This window comes from Streptomyces sp. NPDC026206 (assembly GCF_040638465.1).
Lineage (GTDB): Bacteria > Actinomycetota > Actinomycetes > Streptomycetales > Streptomycetaceae > Streptomyces.
In genome coordinates this window covers 410,720-434,222 of record NZ_JBEZYL010000003.1, presented here as the reverse complement: position 1 = coordinate 434,222, position 23,503 = coordinate 410,720, and the positions used below count along the sequence as shown (strand labels likewise).

Annotated in this window: 24 protein-coding genes and 1 tRNA gene; 19 read left to right on the top strand and 6 right to left on the bottom strand. The window is 72.5% G+C overall.

Features of this window, described 5'->3' with window-relative positions; genetic code table 11:
* Window positions 1-163: 163 nt before the first annotated feature.
* Genes AB0F13_RS08375 through sbnB form a run of 3 tightly spaced genes read right to left on the bottom strand, consistent with a single transcriptional unit; the run spans window position 164 to window position 4,281 of the window.
* Complete coding sequence (locus AB0F13_RS08375) at window positions 164-2,164, bottom strand: non-ribosomal peptide synthetase (RefSeq protein ID WP_362077130.1); 2,001 nt, start codon at window positions 2,162-2,164, stop codon at window positions 164-166.
* Window positions 2,165-2,207: 43 nt separating this feature from the next.
* On the bottom strand, window positions 2,208-3,209 hold the full coding sequence (gene sbnA / locus AB0F13_RS08370) for a 2,3-diaminopropionate biosynthesis protein SbnA (RefSeq protein WP_362077127.1): 1,002 nt from the start codon (window positions 3,207-3,209) through the stop codon (window positions 2,208-2,210).
* Window positions 3,210-3,252: 43 nt separating this feature from the next.
* Window positions 3,253-4,281, bottom strand: a complete 1,029-nt coding sequence (gene sbnB / locus AB0F13_RS08365; protein WP_362077124.1) for a 2,3-diaminopropionate biosynthesis protein SbnB — start codon at window positions 4,279-4,281, stop codon at window positions 3,253-3,255.
* A 329-nt stretch (window positions 4,282-4,610) separates the two neighbouring features.
* Between sbnB and AB0F13_RS08360 the strand changes: the two genes are divergently transcribed.
* From AB0F13_RS08360 to AB0F13_RS08340, 5 genes are all read left to right on the top strand, one after another.
* Window positions 4,611-5,414, top strand: coding sequence for a putative protein N(5)-glutamine methyltransferase (locus AB0F13_RS08360; RefSeq protein ID WP_362077121.1), 804 nt, complete (start codon window positions 4,611-4,613; stop codon window positions 5,412-5,414).
* Window positions 5,415-5,523: 109 nt separating this feature from the next.
* The gene (locus AB0F13_RS08355; RefSeq protein ID WP_362077119.1) at window positions 5,524-6,129 is read left to right on the top strand and encodes an HhH-GPD-type base excision DNA repair protein; all 606 of its coding nucleotides are present in this window, start codon (window positions 5,524-5,526) and stop codon (window positions 6,127-6,129) included.
* 51 nt (window positions 6,130-6,180) lie between these two features.
* Window positions 6,181-6,387: a DUF5988 family protein gene (locus AB0F13_RS08350; protein ID WP_362077116.1), complete on the top strand. Its 207-nt coding sequence runs from the start codon at window positions 6,181-6,183 to the stop codon at window positions 6,385-6,387.
* Window positions 6,388-6,522: 135 nt separating this feature from the next.
* A complete protein-coding gene (locus AB0F13_RS08345; protein ID WP_362077113.1) occupies window positions 6,523-6,819 on the top strand; it encodes a type II toxin-antitoxin system VapB family antitoxin in 297 nt (98 codons plus the stop codon).
* Window positions 6,820-6,932: 113 nt separating this feature from the next.
* Window positions 6,933-7,610, top strand: a complete 678-nt coding sequence (locus AB0F13_RS08340; RefSeq protein ID WP_362077110.1) for a LytR C-terminal domain-containing protein — start codon at window positions 6,933-6,935, stop codon at window positions 7,608-7,610.
* A gap of 60 nt (window positions 7,611-7,670) precedes the next feature.
* On the opposite strand, the gene upp is transcribed toward AB0F13_RS08340, so the two are convergent.
* Complete coding sequence (gene upp, locus AB0F13_RS08335; protein ID WP_362077107.1) at window positions 7,671-8,306, bottom strand: uracil phosphoribosyltransferase; 636 nt, start codon at window positions 8,304-8,306, stop codon at window positions 7,671-7,673.
* A gap of 312 nt (window positions 8,307-8,618) precedes the next feature.
* Between upp and AB0F13_RS08330 the strand changes: the two genes are divergently transcribed.
* The 7 genes from AB0F13_RS08330 to AB0F13_RS08300 all read left to right on the top strand — a co-directional run bounded on the left by AB0F13_RS08330 (window position 8,619) and on the right by AB0F13_RS08300 (window position 16,537).
* A complete protein-coding gene (locus tag AB0F13_RS08330; RefSeq protein ID WP_362077229.1) occupies window positions 8,619-8,816 on the top strand; it encodes a hypothetical protein in 198 nt (65 codons plus the stop codon).
* Window positions 8,817-9,025: 209 nt separating this feature from the next.
* The gene (locus tag AB0F13_RS08325) at window positions 9,026-9,562 is read left to right on the top strand and encodes a hypothetical protein (protein WP_362077226.1); all 537 of its coding nucleotides are present in this window, start codon (window positions 9,026-9,028) and stop codon (window positions 9,560-9,562) included.
* A 127-nt stretch (window positions 9,563-9,689) separates the two neighbouring features.
* A complete protein-coding gene (gene tadA / locus AB0F13_RS08320; RefSeq protein ID WP_362077223.1) occupies window positions 9,690-10,118 on the top strand; it encodes a tRNA adenosine(34) deaminase TadA in 429 nt (142 codons plus the stop codon).
* Between the two features lie 69 nt (window positions 10,119-10,187).
* Window positions 10,188-10,274 (top strand) — tRNA-Ser (locus AB0F13_RS08315).
* 423 nt (window positions 10,275-10,697) lie between these two features.
* Window positions 10,698-12,080 (top strand): family 2B encapsulin nanocompartment shell protein, encoded by a 1,383-nt coding sequence (locus AB0F13_RS08310; RefSeq protein WP_362077104.1) that lies wholly within the window; start codon window positions 10,698-10,700, stop codon window positions 12,078-12,080.
* On the top strand, window positions 12,067-13,407 hold the full coding sequence (locus AB0F13_RS08305) for a cysteine desulfurase (RefSeq protein ID WP_362077101.1): 1,341 nt from the start codon (window positions 12,067-12,069) through the stop codon (window positions 13,405-13,407). The genes AB0F13_RS08310 and AB0F13_RS08305 overlap by 14 nt, the downstream gene beginning before the upstream one ends.
* A gap of 139 nt (window positions 13,408-13,546) precedes the next feature.
* Window positions 13,547-16,537 carry a BTAD domain-containing putative transcriptional regulator gene (locus AB0F13_RS08300; RefSeq protein WP_362077098.1) on the top strand — a complete coding sequence of 997 codons (2,991 nt, stop codon included), beginning with the start codon at window positions 13,547-13,549 and terminating at the stop codon, window positions 16,535-16,537.
* A gap of 19 nt (window positions 16,538-16,556) precedes the next feature.
* On the opposite strand, the gene AB0F13_RS08295 is transcribed toward AB0F13_RS08300, so the two are convergent.
* The gene (locus AB0F13_RS08295) at window positions 16,557-16,931 is read right to left on the bottom strand and encodes an STAS domain-containing protein (RefSeq protein ID WP_362077095.1); all 375 of its coding nucleotides are present in this window, start codon (window positions 16,929-16,931) and stop codon (window positions 16,557-16,559) included.
* Between the two features lie 299 nt (window positions 16,932-17,230).
* On the opposite strand from AB0F13_RS08295, the gene AB0F13_RS08290 reads away from it, so the two are divergent.
* The 5 genes from AB0F13_RS08290 to AB0F13_RS08270 all read left to right on the top strand — a co-directional run bounded on the left by AB0F13_RS08290 (window position 17,231) and on the right by AB0F13_RS08270 (window position 20,890).
* Window positions 17,231-17,395, top strand: coding sequence for a hypothetical protein (locus tag AB0F13_RS08290; protein ID WP_362077092.1), 165 nt, complete (start codon window positions 17,231-17,233; stop codon window positions 17,393-17,395).
* 61 nt (window positions 17,396-17,456) lie between these two features.
* Window positions 17,457-17,750 carry a Dabb family protein gene (locus tag AB0F13_RS08285; protein ID WP_362077089.1) on the top strand — a complete coding sequence of 98 codons (294 nt, stop codon included), beginning with the start codon at window positions 17,457-17,459 and terminating at the stop codon, window positions 17,748-17,750.
* A gap of 452 nt (window positions 17,751-18,202) precedes the next feature.
* Window positions 18,203-19,009, top strand: coding sequence for an RNA polymerase sigma factor SigF (locus AB0F13_RS08280; RefSeq protein ID WP_362077221.1), 807 nt, complete (start codon window positions 18,203-18,205; stop codon window positions 19,007-19,009).
* Window positions 19,010-19,199: 190 nt separating this feature from the next.
* On the top strand, window positions 19,200-20,033 hold the full coding sequence (locus tag AB0F13_RS08275) for an RNA polymerase sigma factor SigF (protein WP_362077087.1): 834 nt from the start codon (window positions 19,200-19,202) through the stop codon (window positions 20,031-20,033).
* A gap of 74 nt (window positions 20,034-20,107) precedes the next feature.
* On the top strand, window positions 20,108-20,890 hold the full coding sequence (locus AB0F13_RS08270) for a hypothetical protein (protein ID WP_362077084.1): 783 nt from the start codon (window positions 20,108-20,110) through the stop codon (window positions 20,888-20,890).
* Between the two features lie 20 nt (window positions 20,891-20,910).
* Here the strand turns inward: AB0F13_RS08270 and AB0F13_RS08265 are convergent, their stop codons facing one another.
* Entirely contained in the window at window positions 20,911-21,141 is a 231-nt protein-coding gene (locus AB0F13_RS08265; RefSeq protein WP_362077081.1) for a hypothetical protein, read from the bottom strand.
* Between the two features lie 184 nt (window positions 21,142-21,325).
* On the opposite strand from AB0F13_RS08265, the gene AB0F13_RS08260 reads away from it, so the two are divergent.
* Window positions 21,326-21,811 carry a MarR family transcriptional regulator gene (locus AB0F13_RS08260; RefSeq protein ID WP_362077078.1) on the top strand — a complete coding sequence of 162 codons (486 nt, stop codon included), beginning with the start codon at window positions 21,326-21,328 and terminating at the stop codon, window positions 21,809-21,811.
* Between the two features lie 27 nt (window positions 21,812-21,838).
* Window positions 21,839-23,473, top strand: a complete 1,635-nt coding sequence (locus AB0F13_RS08255) for an MDR family MFS transporter (protein ID WP_362077075.1) — start codon at window positions 21,839-21,841, stop codon at window positions 23,471-23,473.
* The last annotated feature ends 30 nt before the right edge of the window (window positions 23,474-23,503 follow it).

Below are 23,503 nucleotides of genomic sequence, written 5' to 3'. Positions count from 1 at the left end.
CGCGTGCCGGCCGCCCGGGCTGCCGCTCGGGACGGTGCCGTCGCGGTGCGGCGGTCGTACGTGTGTGGGGGGGACGGGCAGTCGTTACCGCTCGGCGGCCGGTGCGGGGGCCGGTGCCGATGCCGATGCGGCGGTCGTACGTGCGTGGGGGGGCGGGCGGTCGTTACCGCTCGGCGGCCGGTGCGGGGGCCGTGGCCGGTGCGGGGGCCGTGACCGGTGCCGCTGCGGCGACCGGTACGGCGGCCCGTGCCGGTACTGCGGCGGCATTGACGGCGGCCGGCGCCGATACGGCGGCCGATACGACGCCGGGTGCCGGTACAGCGCCCGACGCCGGTACAGCGCCCGGTGCCGCTGCCGCGGCGGTCGTGAGAGCGGACCGCAGCAGTGCGGCCTGTTCGGCCAGGGTGGGGGCCTGCATCAGCCGCGCCGCGTTCATGCGGACTCCGAAGCGTGCCCGGATGCGCTTGACCATCTGCATGACCTGGAGCGAATGGCCGCCCATGCCGAAGAAGTTGGCGTCCGGTCCGTCCGGCGGCGTGCCCAGCACGTCCTGCCAGACGCCGGCCACCGCAGCCGTCAGCTCGTCGTCCCAGACCACCGCCCCGGGCGCGGTGGCCTCGTCCTCGCCCCGGGCAGGGACGGGCAGCGCCCGCCGGTCGATCTTGCCGCTGGGGGTACGCGGCCAGGCGTCGACCGGCACGAAGACGGCGGGCACCATGTGGCGCGGCAGCCGGGCCGCGGCGTGGGCCCGCAGTTCCGCCTCGTCGAAGAGGCCGTCCCGGTCCGGTCGCACGTACCCGACGAGGCGCTGCTCCTCGCCGTCCGGCTGCGGCACCACCGCCGCGCCGGCCACGGCGGGGTGTTCCTGCAACCAGTTCTCGATCTCGCCGAGTTCGACGCGATGGCCACGTATTTTGACCTGGCGGTCGGCCCTGCCCAGCAGTTCGAGCGCGCCGTCCTCGCGCAGGCGGCCCAGGTCGCCGGTGCGGTACAGCCTGCCGCCGGGCGGCCCGGAGGGGTCGGTGACGAAGCACTGCTCGGTGAGCCCGGGCCTGCCGTGGTAGCCGCGCGTCACACCGCCGCCGCCGATCCACACCTCCCCGCGCACGCCCGCCGCGACGGCACGCCGCTCCTCGTCCAGGACGTGGACGGCTGTGTCGGGCAGCGGCCGCCCGACCGGAACGATGTCCCGCTCGGTCCCGGTGACGAGGTGGGCGGTGGACCAGACGGTCGTCTCGGTGGGGCCGTAGATGTTCCACACCTGCCGGCACCGCGCGGCCAGCCGCGCCGCGAGCGAGGGCGCGAGCGTCTCACCGCCGCACAGTCCCACCCGCAGGCCGCCGGTCCAGCCGGCGTCGAGCAGCATGCGCCAGGTCAGCGGGGTGGCCTGGAGCACGGTCGCACCGCTCGCGGCCAGCACCTCGTGCAGCGCCTCGCCGTCGAGCACCTGCTGCTCGGTGGCGATGACGACGGTGGAGCCGTGGACCAGTGGCAGGAACAGCTCGACGAGCACGGGGTCGAACGAGGCCGAGGTCACCGACAGCCAGATGTCGCCCGGCTCGGGCCGCACCGCGGCGCCCATCGCCAGAACGCCCTTGACCAGACAACGGTGGTCCACCGCCACGCCCTTGGGCCGGCCGGTGGAGCCGGAGGTGTACATGATGTAGGCGAGGGCGTCCGGCGCCACGGCGGGCAGCGCCTGCGGCACGGGCAGGCTCCCGGGGGGCGGGGTGCCTGCCTCCTGCGCCGCGTCCAGCACCAGGACGTCCGCCGTGCCGGCCCGGGCGGCGAGCCGGCCGACGGTGAGCGTGGTCGTGGCGCCGGAGTCGGTCAGCATGTGCGCCTGCCGCTCCCGCGGGTAGGCGGGGTCGACGGGAACGAACGCGGCGCCCGAGGCGAGCACCGCCAGCAGGGCGACCGGCAGTTCCACGGAACGATCGGTCATCACCGCGACCGTCTGCCCCGGCCCCACCCCGCGGGCCGCCAGCCGGGCCGCCGCCCGGCCGCCGGCCGTGACCAGCTCCCGGTAGGTCAGCGAACGGTCTCCGCAGCGCACCGCCACCCGGTCGGGGGTGCGGTCCGCCTGTTCGGCGACCAGCTCGTGGAGCCCGCGCCGGGGCCACGGCGGGCTCGTGAGCGCATCGGGGATCAGCGCATCGGACATGGCGGACACTCGGCTTTCTGGTTCGTGGGTCATGGAACGGTCGTCACCCGGCCGCACGGGCCGCGGCGACCCGCTCGGTGCGCGGTCGGTCCTCCAGGGCGCCGGGCCCGTAGATCTCCCGCACCCAGCTGGGCTGGTAGACCGAGTCGAGGTAGCGCTCGCCGAGGTCCGGCGAGATGGCGACGGCCGTGGTCCGGCCGCCCGGCCGGTGCTCGGCGAGCCAGCGCACGGCGCCGCTGACCACGGTCCCGGTGGAACCGCCGAACAGATAGCCGTGCGCGGCCAGCCGGTGGCAGGTGCGGACGGTGTCGACCTCCGGCACGAGCACCACGTCGTCCACGTAGGACTCGTCGAGCATCAGCGGGCGGACGCCCGCGCCCAGCCCGGGGATCATCCGCGGCCCCGGCGGGCCGCCGAAGGACACCGAGCCGACCGAGTCGACGGCCACGAGCGTGACCTCGGGCCGCGTCTCGCGGAAGTAGCGGGCGCAACCCATCAGCGTGCCGGTGGTCCCGGCCCCCACGAACAGCACGTCCAGGTCGGGGAACCGCTGGGCGACGGCCGGGCCCGTCCGCCGGTAGTGCGCCTTCCAGTTGCTGGGGTTGGCGTACTGGTTCATCCACACGTAGCGGCTGTCGGCGTCGCACAACGCGCGTACGTAGGCGAGCCGGGCGCCGAGGAACCCGCCCTCGGGGTCGGGTTCGGTGACGGTGTGCACGCGGGCCCCGAGCGCCTCCATCAGCTGCCGCGTCGCCAGGTTGCAGCGGGTGTCGGTCACGCACAGGAACCGGTAGCCCCGGCTGGCCGCGATCATGCTGAGCGCCACGCCGAGATTGCCCGAGGAGGACTCCACGATGACGGAGTCGGGCGACAGCAGGCCGTCCCGCTCGGCCGCGTCCACGATCTCGGTCGCGGCCTTCAGCTTGACGGACCCGGCGAAATTGAACCCTTCGCACTTGAGGTACAGCGGGGACGCGAACGCGGTCCGCAGGTCCACGTAGAGGTCCTCGACGTTGAACTCGTCGGGACGGGAGACGATCGGCACGGAAAACCTCCATTCGAAACGGCTGGTGGGTTTCGAATGGCGGCTATCCGTGCCGACGCAGCTCCGAGAAGAAGTCGTCGATGACGTTCAGCCGGCCGGCGCGCAGGGTCTCGTCGTAGACGTGTCTGCCGACCGCGAGGTCGAGCACGCCGAGGCCGAAGGGCGAGAACACCACGGGCTTGTCCGCGGGAATCTCCACGGCCCTGTTCATGACGTCGTAGAGGGTTCCCGTGACGAAGTCACGGTTTCCCGCCTGCTGTTCGGCCAGGTGCGGCGAGGTGTCCGCCTTCATGCAGTGCTCGACGTCGTCGAGGATGTTGACGGAGTTCAGCACGATCTCCGGGGAAAGGTCGCGCAGGGACACGTGCAGGACCAGCGGGTTGTGCGTGAACCAGGACGGGTCGGTGACGTGCGGCGTCCCGGCGACCGTCGCGAAGACCACCAGGTCCGAGGAACGGATCAGGCTCTCCGCGTTGCGGTGGAGGGTGATCCTGCCGTCACCGGCGGACGTCTGGAGGTAGCCGCGGAAACCCTCGGCCGAATCGGCGGACAGGTCGTACACGCCGAGTTCGTCGAAGGACCAGCCCGTGCCGGCCAGATAGGTGTGGATGTAGCGCGCGATCAGGCCGCTGCCGATGAAACCGATCCGCTGGGGACGGCCCCGGTCACGGCTGAGCAGGTCGGCGGCGAGTGCCGCCGACGCCGCCGTACGGGCCGCGCTGATGACGGAACTCTCCAGGCACGCCAGGGGATATCCGGTCTCGTGGTCGTTGAGGATCAGCACGGCCGAGGCGCGCGGGATCCCCGCTTTCACATTGTCCGGGAAGCTGGAGATCCACTTCAGGCCGTCCACCGCGGACTCGCCGCCGAGAGAGGCGGGCAGCGCGATGATGCGGGAGGTCGGGCGGTCGGGAAAGCGCAGGAAGTACGACGGCGGATTGACCGTGTCGCCACTGCCGTGCAGCCGGTAGGCGGACTCGACCAGCTCGACGATCTTCCTTTCCTGTCCGGTGAGGACTTCCTGCACCTGGGCGCCGGATATCACGCCGAACGAGGGGACCGCTGCGGGCATGGGAACTCCATTGGGGGGATGTGATCGGCTCGCCCAGAACGTATGGCCGCCCCCTTGCGGACCGTCTGACGATCCGCTGGCCCGGCCCTGCGCCCGGCCGTACTCCTCGCTTGCGTCCCCCTTGCGGGCGAGGTGCCGCTTCGTGGACTGGCGAAGATCGCGAACCATTCGCGATCAGGTAATGTGACCGCTCCCAGCAGTGGACGTACTCAAGGAGGTGGGACCCATTACCGCTGTAGCAGTTCGGTGCTCCCCTCGTACGACCACGTGGTCGATCCGGCACAGGTGACCGGAGGGAGAGCCCCCTTGGCTTCCCGAAAGGTTTTACCGTGCCTGTTTTCTCTTCTTCCACCCTCCGGTCCTCCCTCGTCACCCGCCTGCGTGCCGTCGGCTGCGTTTTCGCCGAGGACGAGGCCCGGATGCTCATCTCCGCCGCACGTACGCCCGCCGACCTCGCCGCCATGGTGAACCGGCGCGTGGCCGGCCTGCCCCTGGAACACGTCGTCGGCTGGGCCGAGTTCTGCGACCTGCGCATAGCCGTCGACCCCGGGGTCTTCGTACCCCGCCGCCGCACCGAGTTCCTGACCCGTCAGGCCACCGGCCTCGCCCGCCGGGACCCCGACGGCCCGCCGGCCGTCGTCGTCGACCTGTGCTGCGGCTCGGGCGCCGTGGGCGCCGCGCTCGCCGCCGCCCTCGGCCGGGTCGAGCTGCACGCCGCCGACATCGACCCCGCCGCGGTGCGCTGCGCCCGCCGCAACATCGCCGGCGCCGGCGGCCTGGTCCACGAGGGCGACCTGTACGACCCGCTGCCCGCCTCGCTGCGGGGCCGCGTCGACGTCCTGGTCGCCAACGCCCCCTACGTGCCCACCGAGGCGATCGGGCTGCTGCCGCCCGAGGCCCGCGACCACGAGCCGCAGGTGGCGCTCGACGGCGGCGCGGACGGGCTCGCCGTGCAGCGGCGCGTGACCGAGGCCGCGCCCCGGTGGCTGGCGCCCGGCGGCCACCTGCTGATCGAGACGAGCGAGCGTCAGGCGCCCTCGACCGTGGAGGCCTTCGCCCGCAGCGGCCTGATCACGCGAGTGGTCTCCTGCGACGAGCTGGACGCCACCGTGGTCATCGGCACCAGGCCCTGACGGCCTGACGGCCTGAGCGCCGCACCGTGCCCGCCGCTCGCCCTGAGCGGCGCGGCCGGTCCGTCGCCCAAGGCGTGCGGCCGGGGCCGGCCGGGGAGATCATCGGCGTATGGACCATCCTCTCCGGCTCGCCCAGCAGGCCGAGGCCGACGCACTGCTCTCCCGCAGCCCCCTGGCCGCCCTGACCGGAATGCTGCTGGACCAGCAGATCCCCATGGAGTGGGCCTTCACCGGCCCGTACACCGTCGCCCGGCGCCTCGGCCGCGACGACCTGGACGCGCACGAGATCGCGGAGTACGACCCCGAGGCGTTCGTGGCGCTGTTCTCGGAGAAGCCCGCCGTGCACCGGTACCCGGGCTCCATGGCGGGGCGCGTGCAGCAGTTGTGCCAGTACCTCGTCGAGCACTACGACGGCGACGCGAGCGCGGTCTGGCGCGACGTCTCCGACGGCCGGGACCTGCTGGAACGGCTCAACGCACTGCCCGGCTTCGGCAAGCAGAAGGCCCAGATCTTCCTCGCCCTGCTGGGCAAACAGTTCGGTGTCCGGCCGGAGGGCTGGCGGGAGGCGGCCGGCCCGTACGGGGAGGCTGGGTCCCACCGGTCGGTGGCCGACATCACCGGGCCCGAATCGCTCGGGAAGGTTCGGGCATATAAGCAGGAGGCGAAACGAGCCGCCAAGGCCGCCAAGGCCGCCGGACCCGACCGGAAAGCGTGAAACCGGCGCGTCGTCGGCCGGTCGGCGCGCACCCGCCACGAGACTGTCGCCATGAGCAGCAGCGCCAAAGCAGTCCTTGAAGGCGGCCCGGACGATCTGCCCCAGCGCATCGTGGCGATCACCCCTCCCGGAGTCGAGCTGAAGATTCCGTTCCGGGGCGGGTACGAGCACTTCAAGGTCACTCCACGGCACCAGGACACCCCGGAGGGCCGGCTGCCCGTCTACGAGTGGTGGGAGCGCACCGAGATCGCCGAATAGCGACCGGCGCCGCCGGCGCGTCGTGGACGCCGAAGAGTTCGGCCCCATGCATCACTCCCGGTATGCGGCTGAATGTCGCCTTCGCACTACGCGCCATGGCTGCGCTCGGAGCCGCGGGCCCGGTAGGCTTTCCGTGTGATCTTCAAGCGCATCGGAAACGGGCGGCCGTACCCCGACCACGGCCGGGAGAGCACCCGGCAGTGGGCGGACGTCGCCCCTCGCCCGGTGCGCCTCGACCAGTTGGTGACCACCAAGCAGCAGCTCGACCTGGAGACGCTGCTCGCGGAGGACTCGACGTTCTACGGCGACCTCTTCGCCCACGTCGTGAAGTGGCGGGGCGACCTCTACCTGGAGGACGGCCTGCACCGCGCGGTGCGCGCGGCGCTCCAGCAGCGCCAGGTGCTGCACGCGCGCGTCCTCGAAATGGACTGAGCCCGGGCGGCGGCCCCGGCACACGTGCGGTCATTGGCCCTTTCGGGTAGGGGTCTGCGCAACCCATTGATCATCTAGTAGGCAGCGGCCCTGCCCGGCACTACGCTGCGCCCATGAGCATGCTCACCCCTCCCGGCATGGGTGGTAAGTACCGCATCACGGGCAATCGGTTCCCGCACATGCGCCGCCCTCCGAACCGCCGCAGGATCGTGCTCGCCGCCGTCGGCACGGCCGCTGTGCTCGGGCTGGCCGGGTGGGGGACGCTCCAGCTCGTCGACGTCTTCTCCGGCGGCGGCAGCGAGTCCCGGGCGGCGGCACAGCGACAACCGGAGAAGAAGCAGGACGGCGACTGCAAGAGCGACGCCGGCAGCGGCGGTGCGGCCGGGCGCGAGGGGCCGGGAACGCCGAAGCCACTGCCCAAGCCCGGCGACATCACGGTCAACGTCTACAACGCCACGCCGCGCGGCGGCCTCGCCAAGATCACCGCGGACGAACTGGCGCGGCGTGGCTTCAGGATCGGCAAGGTGGGCAACGCCCAGGCCGACTACGACAAGAAGGTCGAGGGCGCGGGGCTCCTGCTGGGCTCCCGCGATGCCGTCGACGGGGCGCTGAAGGTGCTGGGCACCCAGCTGGCGGGCACCGAGGCCCGCAGCGACAACCGGGGCGAGCAGGACGTCGACCTCGTCCTCGGCTCGGCGTACAGGACGCTGACGCCGAAGGAGGAGGCCGAGCGGGCCCTGGCCGGGCTCGTGGAACAGCCGCGGCCCGTGCCGTCCGCCACGAAGTGCTGAGCGGGCGCTGATCCCGCGGCCCCGCGGGCCGGCCGACGCCGGCCGGCCCGTGGCGCGGCTCTAGCCCGCGGTGCCGTACATGCGGTCGCCCGCGTCGCCCAGGCCCGGGACGATGTAGCCGTGCTCGTTGAGCCGCTCGTCGACGGAGGCGGTCACGACGGTGACCGGCGTGCCCTCGAGCTCACGCTGCATGACCTCGACGCCCTCCGGGGCGGCCAGCAGGCAGATCGCGGTGACGTCGTCCGCGCCGCGCGCGATCAGCTCGTTGATCGCGGCGACGAGCGTGCCGCCCGTGGCGAGCATCGGGTCCAGGACGTAGACCTGGCGGCCGGAGAGGTCTTCGGGCATGCGCGTCGCGTACGTCTCCGCCTTGAGGGTCTCCTCGTTGCGGATCATGCCCAGGAAGCCGACCTCGGCCGTGGGCAGCAGTCGCACCATGCCGTCGAGCATGCCCAGTCCGGCGCGCAGGATCGGCACGACCAGGGGGCGCGGGTGGGACAGCTTGACGCCGGTGGTCGCCGTGACCGGGGACTCGATGGCCACCTGCTCGGTGCGCACCTCGCGCGTCGCCTCGTAGGCGAGCAGGGTGACCAGCTCGTCGCACAGGCGCCGGAAGGTGGGGGAGTCGGTGCGCTTGTCGCGCAGCGTGGTGAGTTTGTGCGCCACCAGCGGGTGATCGACGACGTGGATTCGCATGACATCGACATTAACCGAGCTTTAACGCTCCAGCGCCCGCCCGGGTCCTCCGGCGGTCCGGAAGCAGTCTGTCGCCGCCCTGGCATCAAACCACCACCAAGGGGGAAAGTGGGCACGTACGCCCGGCCTGTCGCCGGGCGAGGACCTCGGCACGAGGTGGTGCTGCCCATGGCCGGACAGGACAGGCGGGCATCCGGACCGGCTGCCCGGACGCCCCGCGAGGGCGCGGACGCGCGGAAACCGGCGGAGCCCGGAGAACGCAGGAGACGGGCCGAGCCCGCACAGCGGCAGGACCCGCGGCGGCCCCGGCAGCTGCGGGAACCGGGGCAGCCGAGAGAGCCGAGGGAAGCCGAAGGGGACTCCGAGAGCACGGAGGACCGCCGGCGCAGGCGGGCCCAGTTCCTCCGTGAGCTGAACGAGGCCAAGGAGCTGCGCGAGCGCGTCCAGCCGCGCCGGGCCCGGGCGGCCCGGATGCGCCAGCAGATGAGAATGCGGACCTTCCGTTGGTGAGGCGCCGCCTGACCTGCCGGTGCCGCGTACGGCCCGGCGGCGTCCGTGCGGACGCCCGTACGGGCCCCGCGTGAGGGACATCTCTTCGGACTGCTGCACGACGCAGCGCGGAAGACCTCTCGCAACGCCCAGGTTTCTGCCACGATTCCGAGTGGGCGGGGTGGTCCCCGTCCGACCCGGCACCGCCTATGACCAGTGGGAGAGTCACGGTGTACTTCGCCGCATTGCTCGCGCGCACCGAAGACGGGTGGGAAGCGAGCGACACAGAACTCGACAACGTGGAAACGCTGACCGATCTCGCCGACCTGGCCCGGGAGAACTCGGTGGACGACGACACGGTCCTGGCCCTCATCGAGCAGGAGGACAGCTGGTTCGCCATTGTCCGGGTGGACGGCGAGGACGATCCCCGCGTCTATGTCTCGAACGCCTTCGCCGCGTACCGGAGCTCGTACGGCGCGATGCTCGTCGACGAGCTCACCGGCCGTGACGAGGAGTCCGGCGACGAGCTCGACAGCCTCGACCTCGACGGCACGGAGGACGGCGAGCCGGAGCAGGAGGACGAGGAGGAGGCCGGGACCGGCGCCGCCGGGGCCTCCGGGCCGACGCCGGCCGGGCCGCTGGGCGACCCGCGGCTCCTCGACGACCTCGGGGTGGGCGAGAAGGATCTCCTGGCACTCGACGGTGACGCGCTCAGCGCGATCGCCGACGCGCTGGGCTGCACAGAGGTCCTGGAGGCCGTCCGCTGACGTCCGCCCGGACCGGTGCGCTCACACTGGTGCCATGAACGAAGCCGTCCCCGACCACGGAGGTACCTCCCACGCCGCTCGGGCCGTGGGGGAGCACGACCCCGTACGTGATCCCTGGCGCGCCCCCATGCGGGCCGCGCTGGAGGAGGCCGTACAGGCGCCCGGCACCGGCGACGTGCCGGTGGGTGCCGTCGTGCTGGCCGCGGACGGCTCCGTCATCGGCCGGGGCCGCAACGAGCGCGAGGCCACGGGCGACCCCACCGGGCACGCGGAGGTCCTCGCCATCCGCGAGGCCGCCCGGGCCGTCGGCGAGTGGCGCCTGACGGGCTGCACGCTCGTCGTCACGCTGGAGCCGTGCACGATGTGCGCGGGGGCGATCGTCCTCTCCCGCCTGGACCGGGTCGTCTACGGCGCGGCCGACGAGAAGGCCGGCGCGGCCGGCTCCCTGTGGGACGTCGTCCGCGACCGCCGCCTCAACCACCGCCCCGAGGTCGTCCCCGGCGTCCTCGCCGACGAGTGCGCCGACCTGCTCACCCGCTTCTTCCGCACCCGATGACCAGCGTCACACCGCTCACCCCCGGAACCGATTTCAGAGCAAGGCCCACCGTCCGCTAAGCTCTCTCTCGGTAGCGTGTCCGAGCGGCCTAAGGAGCACGCCTCGAAAGCGTGTGTGGGGGCAACTCCACCGTGGGTTCAAATCCCACCGCTACCGCCGGCGACACCCCTCCGACCGTGGAAGCACGGACGGAGGGGTGTTCTGCGTGTGGCCACGGTACTGCCCGGGTAGTGACTGCCTGCGTCACCCTTGCGCACTCCAGCAACACGAATAACCACGGCCACCAGCCGAGCACACACGCCCCACGCCACGGGCCGGATCCGGCCGAGTCGCGGTACGGACCAGCCCCGCACCCGTCTGCGCCGCCGCGAGCCCGGACCGGCACGTACCGGCTGACACACATGTCAGGGGCATACGTGAGGCGGTCGCCGGTCACCGGGCCCGGCCATACGTTCAATAATTCGATCATTTCAGGACCCCGGACAGAATCGGCCGTCTTGTCGCCCGACGGCCACCGACCGGACGATCGGTCCCTCACTCCCATGGACCGGCTCATGGGGACTCTCCGAGGAGGACCGCGTGAACGATCGCCTCAGTCTCAGCCCTGATGCCGCACGGCAGTTGGCCACCACCACCAAAACCGCACCGCAGATGCGCGGCATCACCCCGCGCTACGTCCTGCGGGCGCTGCCGTGGGTGGACGTCGAGTCGGGCGTCTACCGCGTCAACCGCCGCCGGACGTTCATCCTCGGGGACGACCGGATCAGCTGCTACGACGAGGGCGGCGCCCACCACGTCGTACCGGAGGACCTGCGCGAACTGCCGTTCCTGCGCGAGGCGGACGACGGGCTGCTCGCCGAACTCGCGGGCGCCTTCACGGAGGTGCCCTTCGAGGCGGGGCAGCTCATCGCCGACGAGGGCGCCGCCTGCGACAGGCTGTGGGTGATCGTCGTCGGGCGGGCCGAGAAGCGGGTGACCGGGCGGTACGGGGAGGACGCGCTGCTGGAGGTGCTCGGGGACGGCCAGTTCTTCTGTCTCGACTCATGGACCCGATGTCAGCCCTTGCCGTTCCGGGTCAAGGCGCTCACCTCCGGTATCGCCCTGACCGTCGGCCGCGAGACGCTGGACGCGCTGGCCGGGCGCGACGAGAACCTGCGGGCCGCGCTCGACGCCCACATCGCCGGCGACGGGCCCACCCCCGGCGCCGAGGTGCCGGTGGGCCTCGCCGGAGGGCACGTCGGCGAACCCGACCTGCCGGGGACGTACGTCGAGTACGAGGACACGCCGCGCGAGTACCACATGAGCCTCGCGCAGACCGTCCTGCGCGTCCACACCCGGGTGTCCGACCTGTACAACGCCCCCATGGACCAGACCCGGGTCCAGGCCGACCTGACCGTCCAGGCACTGCGCGAGCGCCAGGAGTCCTTGCTCCTCAACCACCCCGGCTTCGGGCTGTTCAACAACGTCGCCCCCGGCCAGCGCGTCCAGGCCCGCACGGGCGCCCCGACGCCGGACGACCTCGACGAGCTGCTGTCCCGGGTGTGGAAGCAGCCCGGCTTCTTCCTGGCGCACCCCAAGGCCATCGCCGCGTTCGGCCGCGAGTGCACGCGCCGGGGAGTGCCGCCGGTGGTGGACACCCGGTTCGGAAGCCCGCTGCTGACCTGGCGCGGGGTGCCGTTGCTGCCCTCCGACAAGGTGCGGTTCACCGGCTCGGCCGGCGCGGGGGTCACCGAGATCCTGCTGATGCGGGTGGGCGAGGCCGAGCAGGGCGTGATCGGGCTGCGCCCGGCGGCCGTGCCGGACGAGGTGGAGCCGGGCCTGTCGATGCGGAACATGGGCACGGACCGCAAGGCCATCACCTCGTACCTGCTGACGGCGTACTTCAACGCCGCCGTGCTCGTGGAGGACGCCGTCGCCGTCCTCCAGAACGTCGAGGTGTCCAAGTACCATGACTACTCCTGACGTCAGGGCGTACGAACACGTGGTCCCGGAGCCGCGGCCGTACGCACACCGGGCACCCGAACCGGCCTCCGGGGCGCCCCGGGCCACCCCGCCGCGCGGTGGTGGCGGCTTCGACCCCGAGACCGCCCGGCGCGACATCCCCGTCCTGCACCGCACCGTCAACGGCCATCCGCTGGCCTGGCTGGACAACGGTGCCACCACGCAGAAGCCGCGCCAGGTCATCGAGGCGCTCGGCGCCTACTACGGCACCGCCAACTCCAACATCCACCGCGGGGCCCACACGATGGCCCGCGAGGCCACCGAGACGTACGAGGCGGGGCGGGCGGCGGTCGCCGGGCTCCTGGGCGCCGCCTCCCCGGACAGCATCGTCTTCACCCGCGGCACCACCGAGGCCGTCAACCTCGTCGCCCAGAGCTGGGGGCGCGCCAACATCGGCCCGGGCGACGAGATCCTGGTGCCGGTGCTGGAACACCACTCGAACATCGTCCCCTGGCAGATGCTGGCCAAGGAGAAGCACGCCCGGCTCTTACCGGTCCCGCTCCTCGCGGACGGCAGCATCGACCAGGACGCCTTCGCGGACCTGCTGTCCTTCCGCACCCAGCTCGTGGCGGTCAGCCATGCCTCGAACGTGCTGGGCACCGTCCCGCCCGTGCGGGAGATGACGGCTCTGGCGCACCGGTACGGGGCCAAGGTCCTGGTCGACGGGGCGCAGGCGGTGGCGCACTTCCCCGTGGACGTGGCGGAGTTGGGCGCGGACTTCTATGTGTTCTCCGGGCACAAGCTGTTCGCTCCCACGGGCATCGGCGCGCTCTACGGGAAGCCCGGCGTGCTGGCGGGGATGCCACCGTGGCAGGGCGGCGGCAACATGATCGACCAGGTCGATTTCGCGGGCAGTACGTACGCGCCCGTGCCCCACCGCTTCGAGGCCGGCACCGGGCACATCTCCGGGGTCGCCGGGCTCCTGGCGGCGGTCGACTGGCTGGCCGGCTTCGACCGCGACGCCGTCGCCGCCTACGAGAAGGGCCTGCTGGCCTACGCCGAGCAGGCCATGGCAGCGGTGCCGGGGCTGGAGATCCTGGGGTCGGCGCCCGGGAAGATCGCGGTGCTGACCTTCACCCTGGCGGGTCACGACCCGGCGGAGATCGCCCAGTGGCTCGACCAGGACGGCATCGCCGTCCGTGCCGGGCACCACTGCGCCCAGCCCTCGCTGCGGCACTACGGCGTGGAGAGCGCGGCGCGGGCCTCGTTCGCCCTCTACAACACGGCGGAGGAGGTGGACCGGCTGGTGGCGTCCCTGGTGCGGCTGCGGGAGCAGCCGGCGGCCTGAAGCCGGAGCCCGCACCGCACGCCCGTGAACCGGGCCCGGGCCGCACCGCCGTGCTTCAGGTGCGGCCCGGGCCCGCGCGAGTACTGTTCGTATGAGATCCGAAATAGACCGAAGTGGGTCGAAATGAACGGTACGCTCCATGAGCAGCACCCCACCCGTGTCCGGTGACGAGGGGAACCGGCGTCTGCGGTTCCATGTGCTCGGCCCCGTGCGGGCCGAGCGGGACGGAAGGCCGCTGCCGCTCGGCTCCCCGCACGAACGGGCGGCCCTCGCGGCCCTGCTCCTGCACGGCGGCCGGCCCCTCACGACGCCCGAGCTCATCGAGGCCCTGTGGGGCGACGCCCCGCCCGAGCAGGCGGCGGCCACCGTCGACGCGTACCTCTCGCGGCTGCGCGCCGCGCTCGAACAGGGGCGCCCGCCCGGGGAACACACCGCACTTCTGGTCTCCACCGACGACGGCCACGCCGTGCACGCGCCCGCCGGGACGCTCGACGCCGCCGTGTTCGACGAACACCTGGCGGCCGCCTTCTCCGCACGCGCCAGGGGCGACTTCGCCGGGGCGTACCAACGGCTGAGCGCCGGGCTCGCCCTGTGGGAGGGCACCCCCCTGGCCGCGCTGCCCGGCCCGTACGCCGCACGCGAGCGCGCACGGCTCACCGATGTGGGCGCCGCCGCGCGGGAGGAACTCCTCGACTGCGCCCTGGCCCTGGGCCGGCATGCCGAAGCGGTGGCCGATCTGCGGGCTCTGGTCTCCGAACACCCGCTGCGCGAACGGGCGCGGGGCCTGCTGATGCTGGCCCTGCACCGCGCCGGGCGGCAGGCCGAGGCGCTGGCGGCGTTCGCGGACGCCCGGCGCCTGCTCGCCGCGGAGCACGGCACCGGGCCCGGGCCCGCCCTCACCCGGCTGTACGAACAGGTCCTGGCCGGAGACCCCGCCCTGCTGGCCCCGGCGGCCGCCCCGGTGGTCACCACCACCGTCACCACCTCCGCGACCGGGCCCGGCCGACTGCCGCCCGCTCCCGCCGGCTTCACCGGCCGCGAGGACCTCACCGCCGCGGTGCGCGAGGCGCTCACCGCCGGGGACGGGCGGGCCGTGGCCGTCCTGACCGGGCCCCCCGGCGCCGGCAAGACCGCCCTGGCCGTCCACGCCGCCCACACCCTGCGGGCCGCCTACCCCGGCGGCCGCTTCCACCTCGACCTGCGCGGCACCGACCCCGTACCCGTGGACGGCGAGGCGGCCCTGGGCCGGCTCCTGGGCGCGCTCGGCGTCGCGGACAGCGCCCTGCCCGAGGGCGCCGAGCGGCGGGCCGCGCTCTACCGCTCCCTGGTCGCCGGGCGCCCCGTGCTCGTCCTGCTCGACAACGCGCGGGACGCCGGGCAGGTGCTCCCCCTGCTGCCGGGCGCCCCCGGTTGCGCGGCGCTGGTCACCAGCCGGTCGGACACGTTCGACCTGCCGGGCGCCCGGCGGGTCGATGTGGCGGCGATGGAGGAGAAGGAGGCCCTGGCCATGCTGGAGGCCGTGACGGGGGCGAGCGGCGCGGGCCCCTTCGGCGATTCGGCCCGTTCCGTCGTGACCGCCTGCGGGCGGCTGCCGCTCGCGCTCCGCATCGCCGGGGCGCGGCTGACCGCCTCCTCCTGGACGCCGGCCGACCTCGCCGCCCGGCTGCACGACGAACGGCAGCGGCTGGGCGGGCTCCACGCCCGCGACCTCGACGCCGAGTCCGCCTTCCGCGTCGGCTACGACGCCCTCGACCCCGAACACGCCCGCGCCTTCCGGCTCCTGGCCCTCCCCGACGCGACCGGCATCGACGCCGGGTCCGCCGCGGCCGTCCTCGACCTCCCCGAATCCCCCGCGGCCGGCGCCCGCGCCGCCGAACTCACCGCCCAACTGGCCGCCGCCGGCCTGCTGGAGCCCCTCGGCGCGGGCCGCTACCGCTGTCACGACCTGCTCAAGGAGTTCGCCCGGCGGCAGAGCGAGCGCGCCGACAGCCCGCCCGTACGGGACGCGGCCCTGCTGCGCCTGCTCGACCACCACCTGGCCACAGCCGTCACCGCGCTGCTCCGCATCCGTCCCGACAGCCTCGTCCCCCGCCACCTGTACCACCGCCTGGCCACCACCGGCCGCCCCCTCGCCGACGCCGGCACCGCCCACGCCTGGCTGCGGGAGGCACACCCCCATCTGCTCGCCACCGTGCGGCAGGTCCTCTCCCTGGACGTCCCCGGCGCCCTGCGCCCCGCCGTGGACCTGCTGACCGTCCTGGGCGGGCTGACGGCGGACACCACCCGCCATCAGGACCTCGACGAACCGGCACGGCGGGCCCTGGAGCGGGCCCGGCAGGACGCCGACGACGCGAGCGCCGCCCGCGCGCTGCGGCTCCTCGCCACGCCCCGCTACGGGCCCGACACCTACGAACGCGCCGAAAGCGACCTGCGCACGAGCCTGGACCTGGCCGGGCCGGCCGGCGACGCCTTCGCGGTGACCACGGCCTCCCACGAACTGGGCCTCGTCCTCCTTGCCCGGGGCCGCCCGGACGAAGCCCTTCCGCTGCTCGTACGGGCCGAGGAGGGCTTCCGCTCCGAGGGCGCGGCGAGCAGCGCCCTGGCGGCGCGGGCCCACACGGCACGCGCCCTCGTCGCCCTGCGCCGTACGGACGAGGCCGTCACCGCCGTCGACGACGCGACCGTACGCGCCCGGCAACTGGGCCACGGCCCGACGCTGACCCTCGTCCTGTACGAAGCGGGCTGCACCCACCTCCAGGCCCACCGCGCGGCGACCGCCACCGAACGGCTGCGCGAGGCCTTGAGCGCCCGGGGCACCGAGCCACGCCGGGAGGCGCTGCTCTGGGCACGCCTGGCCCAGTGCCGGGTGGTGCGGCGGCAGCACCGCGAGGCCGTCACGGCGGCCGACCGGGCCCTGACGATCGAGGCCGGCCTGGGCGACGCGTACTGCCGGGGCCTGGCCCTGGCCGCCCGCGGCCGCGCCCAGCTGGCGCTCGGCGAACCCCGGCTCGCGCTGGGCTCCCTGCGGGAGGCCCGTGACGTCCTGCGGCGCCGGGGCGCCGCCGAGGCGGCGGAGGTGGAACGGGTGCTGGACGACGAGTTCCCCCACCACCGCGATCCCGCGGGCTGAAGCGGGCGGTGGCGGTACGTCAGGCCGGGACGCTGCCCATGGCCGACGGCGGGAACTCGTCCAGCCAGGCGAACGCCGGCTCGACGCCGGCGATCCGTATCACCTTCGACACCATCGCCCCGCCCCGGACGACGTGCAGCCGCGCGCCGCCGCGCAGCGCCCGGCCCCTGGCCCGCAGCAGCAACCGCACCCCGCTCGCGTCCAGAAACGTCACTCCGCGCAGGTCGACGACGAGATCGCCCCGGCACCGCCCCGCCAGCGCCTCGACGCGCGGACCCAGCACCTGCTCCGCCAGGATGTCGATCTCTCCCAGCAGTTCCAGGACGACCGCTCCCCCGGCCACGCGCTCCCGCATGGTGAAGGCGAGCTCGTGCACGCCCATGGCGAACCTCACCGCCCTCCCACATCGGGCACATCGTGTGCCTTTTTGGTGCCCCGGCAACGGGTCGTTCTCACCTCCGCCGCCGACGTGTCTCCGCCGGGCGGTGCAGCCGGAGTCCGAGCCGGTCACCACGCACGGAAGCCCTGGCTCCGGAGCTGTGCGCGAACGGCCGGAGCCGGGGCTTCCGGCAACGATGTGAGTACCTCCGCACCCGGCCCCGCGTGCCGCCGCCGACGGATCCGCCCGTTCGTACGTACGCGCGGTTAGACTCTCGCAACCACACACGGGACGGCAGGGGAGGCAGTGCCTCAATGGTGCAGACGAAGAAGGTCGTGTTCTGGGCCCTCGGCATCTTCGTGGCGTACACGATCATCCACTCCCCCGCGCGGTCGGCCGAGCTCGTCCAGATAGGGTTCGAAGGGATCTCGGACGCCGCCAAGAGCATCGGCGAGTTCATGACCCAGCTGATCAGCTGACCGGTCCCGGACGGGCAGCACCGGCCGGCGAAGAAGAGCCGAAGAGCGAAGAAGGCATCCAGTGATCCGTCACCTCGTCCTGTTCAAGCTCAACGAGGGCGTCGAGCGCGACGACCCCCGCGTCGTCGCCGGCGTGCAGGCGTTCGAGGAGCTGGGGGCGCTCGTCCCCGAGCTTCGCTCCTGGGAGTGCGCCTGGAACATCTCGGAACGGCCGATCGCCTACGACTACGCCATCAACTCCTCCGTCGAGGACACCGACGCGCTCCAGCGGTACCTGGAGCACCCGGCCCACCAGGCAGGCGTCGGCCAGTGGCGCGAATTCGCGACCTGGGTGATCGCCGACTATCCCTTCTGACCCCGCCCGGTTCCGCGCCCCCGGCCGGTCCGCCGCACGGATCTCCTCCCCTCGCCTCCCCGGCGGGGGGAGTTTTTGTCGTCAACACGGAGTTATCCGGTACTTGCACACGGTGCACATGTCTTGTGATGCTATGACCGCTTTTGCCGGATGAGTTGATCGAAAATGACCACAAAGGGGTGGTGTCCGTGCCGGCCCGTACAGCGCCCGAAGCCCCCCTCCGGCGCGACAAGCCCACCGACGAACCGGACCGGAGCGACGACATCGCGGAGCCCGGCCCCACCGGCCCCACCCAGACCGGCCCCACTCAGACCGGCACCGTCGACACCGTCACCGTCGAAACCAGCCCTGTCGAAACCGTCACCGTCGAAACCGGCCCTGCCGACACCGGCCCTGCCGACACCGGCACCGTCGAAACCGGCCCTGTCGAAACCGTCACCGTCGAGACCGGCATCTTCGAGACCGGCACCGTGCAGGGCCCCCGGTCCCGCGAGAGCCGGGGCGCCGACGCCCGGGCCCTGACCCAGGTGCTCTTCAAGGAGTTCGCCACCCTGGAGCCCGGCACGCCCGAGCACGCCCGCGTGCGCGCCGCCCTGATCGAAGCCAACCTCCCCCTCGTGCGGTACGCAGCGGCGCGTTTTCGCAGTCGCAATGAGCCGATGGAGGACGTGGTCCAGGTAGGCACCATCGGACTCATCAACGCCATCGACCGCTTCGACCCCGACCGCGGGGTGCAGTTCCCCACCTTCGCCATGCCGACCGTCGTCGGAGAGATCAAGCGCTACTTCCGCGACAACGTCCGCACCGTGCACGTCCCGCGCCGCCTCCACGAGCTGTGGGTGCAGGTCAACGGCGCCACCGAGGACCTGACGGTGCTGCACGGCCGCTCTCCGACCACCGCCGAGATCGCCGACCGGCTGAAGATCGCCGAGGACGAGGTACTGGCCTGCATCGAAGCGGGTCGCTCGTACCACGCCACCTCCCTGGAGGCCGCGCAGGAGGGTGACGGCCTGCCCGGCCTGCTCGACCGGCTCGGTTACGAGGACCCGGCGCTGGCCGGGGTCGAGCACCGCGATCTCGTGCGCCACCTGCTCGTACAACTGCCGGAGCGCGAACAGCGCATCCTTCTACTGCGCTACTACAGCAACTTGACGCAGTCCCAGATCAGCGCCGAGCTGGGGGTGTCGCAGATGCATGTGTCCCGGCTACTCTCACGGAGCTTCGCCCGGCTGCGGTCCGCAAATCGAATCGATGCCTAACCCTCCCGGGTGACCCCTGCCCCGATGTCATGGGGAAGATAAGTCGACTTGACGCTACAGCGTGTTGCCGACATGTGACATTCTGCAGGAACTGCGTTTGCCACAGCGCAGCCTCCGGTATTCAGGTGGAGGCTGAACCCCCTCACCCGAGGGAGTTGCTGTGACCCGTCCGCGACCTCAAGGGGGTGGCATGTCCGTAGACCTGGGCAGCGCGAAGGTGCTCGCCAACGACGCACCGCACGCCGTGCTCGACGACTGCGAAGCCATCGACACCCGCACCCTCTCCCGCTCCCTCTTCCTGCGGCTCGCCACACTCGAGCGGGACAGTGCCGAGCGTACGTACGTCCGCGACACCCTCATCGAACTCAACCTCCCGCTCGTGCGCTACGCGGCCGCGCGCTTCCGCAGCCGCAACGAACCGATGGAGGACATCGTCCAGGTCGGCACGATCGGGCTGATCAAGGCGATCGACCGCTTCGACTGCGAACGCGGGGTCGAATTCCCGACGTTCGCAATGCCGACCGTCGTCGGTGAGATCAAACGCTTCTTCCGGGATACCAGCTGGTCGGTGCGCGTGCCGCGCCGCCTCCAGGAGTTGCGGCTCGCCCTCACCAAGGCGAGCGACGAGCTCGCGCAGAAGCTCGACCGCTCCCCGACCGTGCCCGAACTCGCCGTCTGCCTGGGCGTGTCCGAGGAGGACGTCGTCGACGGCCTCGCCGTCGGCAACGCCTACACGGCCAGCTCACTGGACTCCCCGTCCCCCGAGGACGACGGCGGCGAGGGCTCCCTGGCCGACCGGCTCGGCTACGAGGACACGGCACTGGAGGGCGTCGAATACCGCGAGTCGCTCAAGCCGCTGCTCGCCAAGCTGCCGCCTCGCGAGCGCCAGATCATCATGCTGCGCTTTTTCGCCAACATGACGCAGTCCCAGATCGGCGAGGAGGTCGGCATCTCGCAGATGCACGTCTCCCGGCTGCTGACGCGGACCCTGGCACAGCTGCGCGAGGGCCTCATCGCCGACTGACGCCCGTCGTGGACCACACCGCACACCGGCCCGGGCATGTGTACAGCTGACGGACCGTCAGCCACACTGGGCCGATGCGACGGAAGACGCTCGTCTGCGCTTCGGCCACCGCGCTCTGCCTCTGCCTGGGGGCAGCGCTCAGCGGCTGCGGCGGCAGCGGTCGCGACGGCTACGTCGCCACGGGGGCCGCCGGACCCGGCGCCTCCCGGCCGGCGGGCGGGGCCGTGCCGCCCGGGGGCGGCGTGGTGCTCGTACCGCTGGACAGCCCGACGACACCGTCGCGCGGGCCCGGCCCGTCGCCGGCGCGTTCACCAGGGCCCTCACCCGGACCCACCGGGCGAAGCTCGCCCGCACCCGCACCGAGCGGGAGCACCGCTCCCGCCCACCGCAGCACGAACACCGCGCACGGCTCCCGGCCGGCCCCTGCCACAAGCGGGGTCACGGGCCCTTCGAGCGGCAGCGGCGGCACCACACCCATCCGCCCGCCGCGCCCCTCGCACTCCTCGTCACCCACTCCCACCGGCCCCGGCACCCAGGCTCCGGCCCCGGCGCCCGCCGCGCTCGCCGTGAGCGAGCCGCACCGCTCGCCCGCCGAGGACCGCTGGTGCGAGCGGGTCACCCTCACCTTCACCAACACCGGCGGCAGCCCCGTCACCGCAGGCACCGTCACCCTCGGCTCGCACATCATCGGCGCCTTCGGCACCGACTGGGCGACGGTCACCTCGGCCTACCCCCTCCCGGCACCGGTCCCGCCGGGGCAGGCCGTGGAGGGCACATGGACGGTGTGCGTCGACCCGTGGCGCGTACTTCCCGGCATGCACATGGAAACGCGCGACGTGGCGGTGGACTGGACGTAAGGGGCGGGTCAGGGGAGAGATCAGCCCAGCGCGAGCCAGACCGCCCCCGCCACCACCACGATCGCAACGATCACGCCGGCGATCAGCCCGGCCCGCGAAGACCCGGGACCGCCACGCCGCCGACTGCCCGCAGGCGCGGCGGCCGGCTGCCCACCCCCCGGCGCTCTCTCGTCGACGAACGCACGGAACATCTGAGTGCTGCCCGCAGGGTCGTAGTTGCCCTCGGGGCTCTGCTGATGGTGGTTGGCCATGGGCCAGGACCCTAGCGAAACGACCTTGCCCGCCACGCACAGGGCCACCGCTTTACGGCCCTCCGGAAAAGGCTTGGTCCTTCCTTTACCCGCTTTGCGCAATTTTCATTTGCCTTCAGCAACCAAACTTCTCTATGGTTGCCCCAAGCAACCTAAACCCTTTGGGAGCCGAGGAGCCGAGTCGATGGCCGCACAGGAGCAGTACGAAGAGCTGGCGCGGCAGCTCAGCGCCCTCGGCGCCGTCAAGCGCGGCCTGAGCCGGTCGCTCCCCCAGGACTGCTCCCCCGCCACGGCCATGCTGCTGGCCCTGCTCAAGCAGCACGGCGACATGCGGATGAGCCGTCTCGGCGAGCTGCTGGGCATCGATGCCTCGGTGACCAGCCGGCACGTCGCGTACGCCGCCGAGCGCGGCTGGCTCGACCGGCAGCCCGACCCGCTCGACAAGCGGTCGCGGCAGCTGAGCCTCACCCCCAGCGGCGAGGCGCTGCTGCACGAGGTCTCCGCGCGCTACACCGAGGCGCTCGCGACCTGCCTGCGGGACTGGTCCGACGACGACGTCGGCCACCTCATCGGCCTGATGACGCGGCTGCGCGAGAGCTTCGGCGAGTGCCGCCCGCGCATGACGCCGCAGCACCACCCTGCCGACATCACCACCCGCACCCACGCCTGAGAACCCCCCAGCGAGAAAAGGAAGTCCATGGCCAACACCACACCGGCAGGTGTGCGGGACGCCTCCCCCGACAGCGCAGCCGCACCCATGACGCACCGCCAGATAATGGAGGCCCTCTCGGGCCTGCTCCTCGGCATGTTCGTGGCGATCCTGTCCTCGACGATCGTCTCCAACGCGCTGCCGGAGATCATCCACGATCTGCACGGCAGCCAGTCGTCCTACACCTGGGTCGTCACGGCCTCGCTCCTCGCGATGACGGCATCCACGCCGCTGTGGGGCAAACTCTCCGACCTCTTCAGCAAGAAGCTGCTGGTCCAGCTGGCGCTGGTGATCTACGTCGCCGGCTCGGTCGTGGCCGGTCTCTCGCAGAACACCGGCATGCTGATCGCCTGCCGGGTGTTCCAGGGCATCGGCGTCGGCGGCCTCTCCGCCCTCGCCCAGATCATCATGGCCGCGATGATCTCCCCGCGTGAGCGCGGCCGTTACAGCGGCTACCTCGGCGCGACCTTCGCCGTCGCCACCGTCGGCGGCCCGCTGCTCGGCGGCGTCATCACCGACACCGACTGGCTCGGCTGGCGCTGGTGCTTCTACGTCGGCGTGCCGTTCGCGATCATCGCGCTGATCGTGCTGCAGAAGACGCTGAAGCTGCCGGTCGTCAAGCGCAAGGTCAAGGTCGACTGGCTGGGCGCGTTCTTCATCACCGCCTCCGTCACCCTGCTGCTGATCTGGGTCACCCGGGCCGGCAAGGGCAAGGACTACGACTGGATCTCCTGGCAGACGTACGCCATGGTCGGCGGCTCGCTCGTCCTCGCCGCGCTCTTCCTCCTCACGGAGTCGAAGGCGTCCGAACCGATCATCCCGCTGCGGCTGTTCCGCAACAAGACGATCGCCCTGTCCTCGCTCGCGAGCCTCTTCGTCGGCGTCGCGATGTTCGCCGGCACGGTCTTCTTCTCCCAGTACTTCCAGCTCGCCCGCAACGAGTCGCCGACGATGTCCGGCGTGCTGACCATCCCGATGATCGCGGGGCTGTTCGTCTCGTCCACCGTCTCCGGTCAGGTCATCACCAAGACCGGCCGCTGGAAGGCCTGGCTGCTGGCCGGCGGCGTGCTGCTCACCGCGGGCCTCGGCCTGCTCGGCACGATGCGCTACGACACCCCGTACTGGCACCTGGCCGTCTACATGGCGCTGACCGGTCTCGGCATCGGCATGATGATGCAGAACCTCGTGCTCGCCGCGCAGAACCAGGTCGATCCGAAGGACCTGGGCGCCGCCAGCTCCGTCGTGACCTTCTTCCGCTCCCTCGGTGGTGCGGTGGGCGTCTCCGCGCTCGGTGCGGTCCTCGCCAACCGGGTGCCCGAGTACGTCAAGGACGGCATCACCGCCCTCGGCCCCAAGGCCGCGGCCGCGATGAGCCACGGCGGCACCGGCGGGGGCGGCATCCCGGACCTCGACGCGATGCCGGCGCCGCTCCGCACGGTCGTCGAGAGCGCGTACGGCCACGGAGTGGGCGACGTCTTCCTCTACGCGGCGCCCTGCGCGCTGATCGCCTTCATCGTGACCCTCTTCATCAAGGAGGTCGCCCTGAAGAGCAACAGCGTTCCGGCGACCGCCGCGAACCCGGCGTCGGGCGACGCCGCCGAGCCGGCCCGGCAGGCCGGCTGACAGACCCCGGCCGGGGAGCGCGCTACGAGC

Coding starts and splice junctions, on each gene's coding strand:
- AB0F13_RS08305 (WP_362077101.1), top strand. CDS start 12,067: ATGACTACTCCTGACGTCAGGGCGTACGAACACGTGGTCCCGGAGCCG.
- AB0F13_RS08375 (WP_362077130.1), bottom strand. CDS start 2,164: ATGTCCGATGCGCTGATCCCCGATGCGCTCACGAGCCCGCCGTGGCCC.
- AB0F13_RS08270 (WP_362077084.1), top strand. CDS start 20,108: ATGCGACGGAAGACGCTCGTCTGCGCTTCGGCCACCGCGCTCTGCCTC.
- AB0F13_RS08260 (WP_362077078.1), top strand. CDS start 21,326: ATGGCCGCACAGGAGCAGTACGAAGAGCTGGCGCGGCAGCTCAGCGCC.
- AB0F13_RS08350 (WP_362077116.1), top strand. CDS start 6,181: ATGAGCAGCAGCGCCAAAGCAGTCCTTGAAGGCGGCCCGGACGATCTG.
- sbnB (WP_362077124.1), bottom strand. CDS start 4,281: ATGCCCGCAGCGGTCCCCTCGTTCGGCGTGATATCCGGCGCCCAGGTG.
- AB0F13_RS08340 (WP_362077110.1), top strand. CDS start 6,933: ATGAGCATGCTCACCCCTCCCGGCATGGGTGGTAAGTACCGCATCACG.
- AB0F13_RS08300 (WP_362077098.1), top strand. CDS start 13,547: ATGAGCAGCACCCCACCCGTGTCCGGTGACGAGGGGAACCGGCGTCTG.
- upp (WP_362077107.1), bottom strand. CDS start 8,306: ATGCGAATCCACGTCGTCGATCACCCGCTGGTGGCGCACAAACTCACC.
- AB0F13_RS08275 (WP_362077087.1), top strand. CDS start 19,200: ATGTCCGTAGACCTGGGCAGCGCGAAGGTGCTCGCCAACGACGCACCG.
- AB0F13_RS08265 (WP_362077081.1), bottom strand. CDS start 21,141: ATGGCCAACCACCATCAGCAGAGCCCCGAGGGCAACTACGACCCTGCG.
- tadA (WP_362077223.1), top strand. CDS start 9,690: ATGCGGGCCGCGCTGGAGGAGGCCGTACAGGCGCCCGGCACCGGCGAC.
- AB0F13_RS08290 (WP_362077092.1), top strand. CDS start 17,231: ATGGTGCAGACGAAGAAGGTCGTGTTCTGGGCCCTCGGCATCTTCGTG.
- AB0F13_RS08255 (WP_362077075.1), top strand. CDS start 21,839: ATGGCCAACACCACACCGGCAGGTGTGCGGGACGCCTCCCCCGACAGC.
- AB0F13_RS08355 (WP_362077119.1), top strand. CDS start 5,524: ATGGACCATCCTCTCCGGCTCGCCCAGCAGGCCGAGGCCGACGCACTG.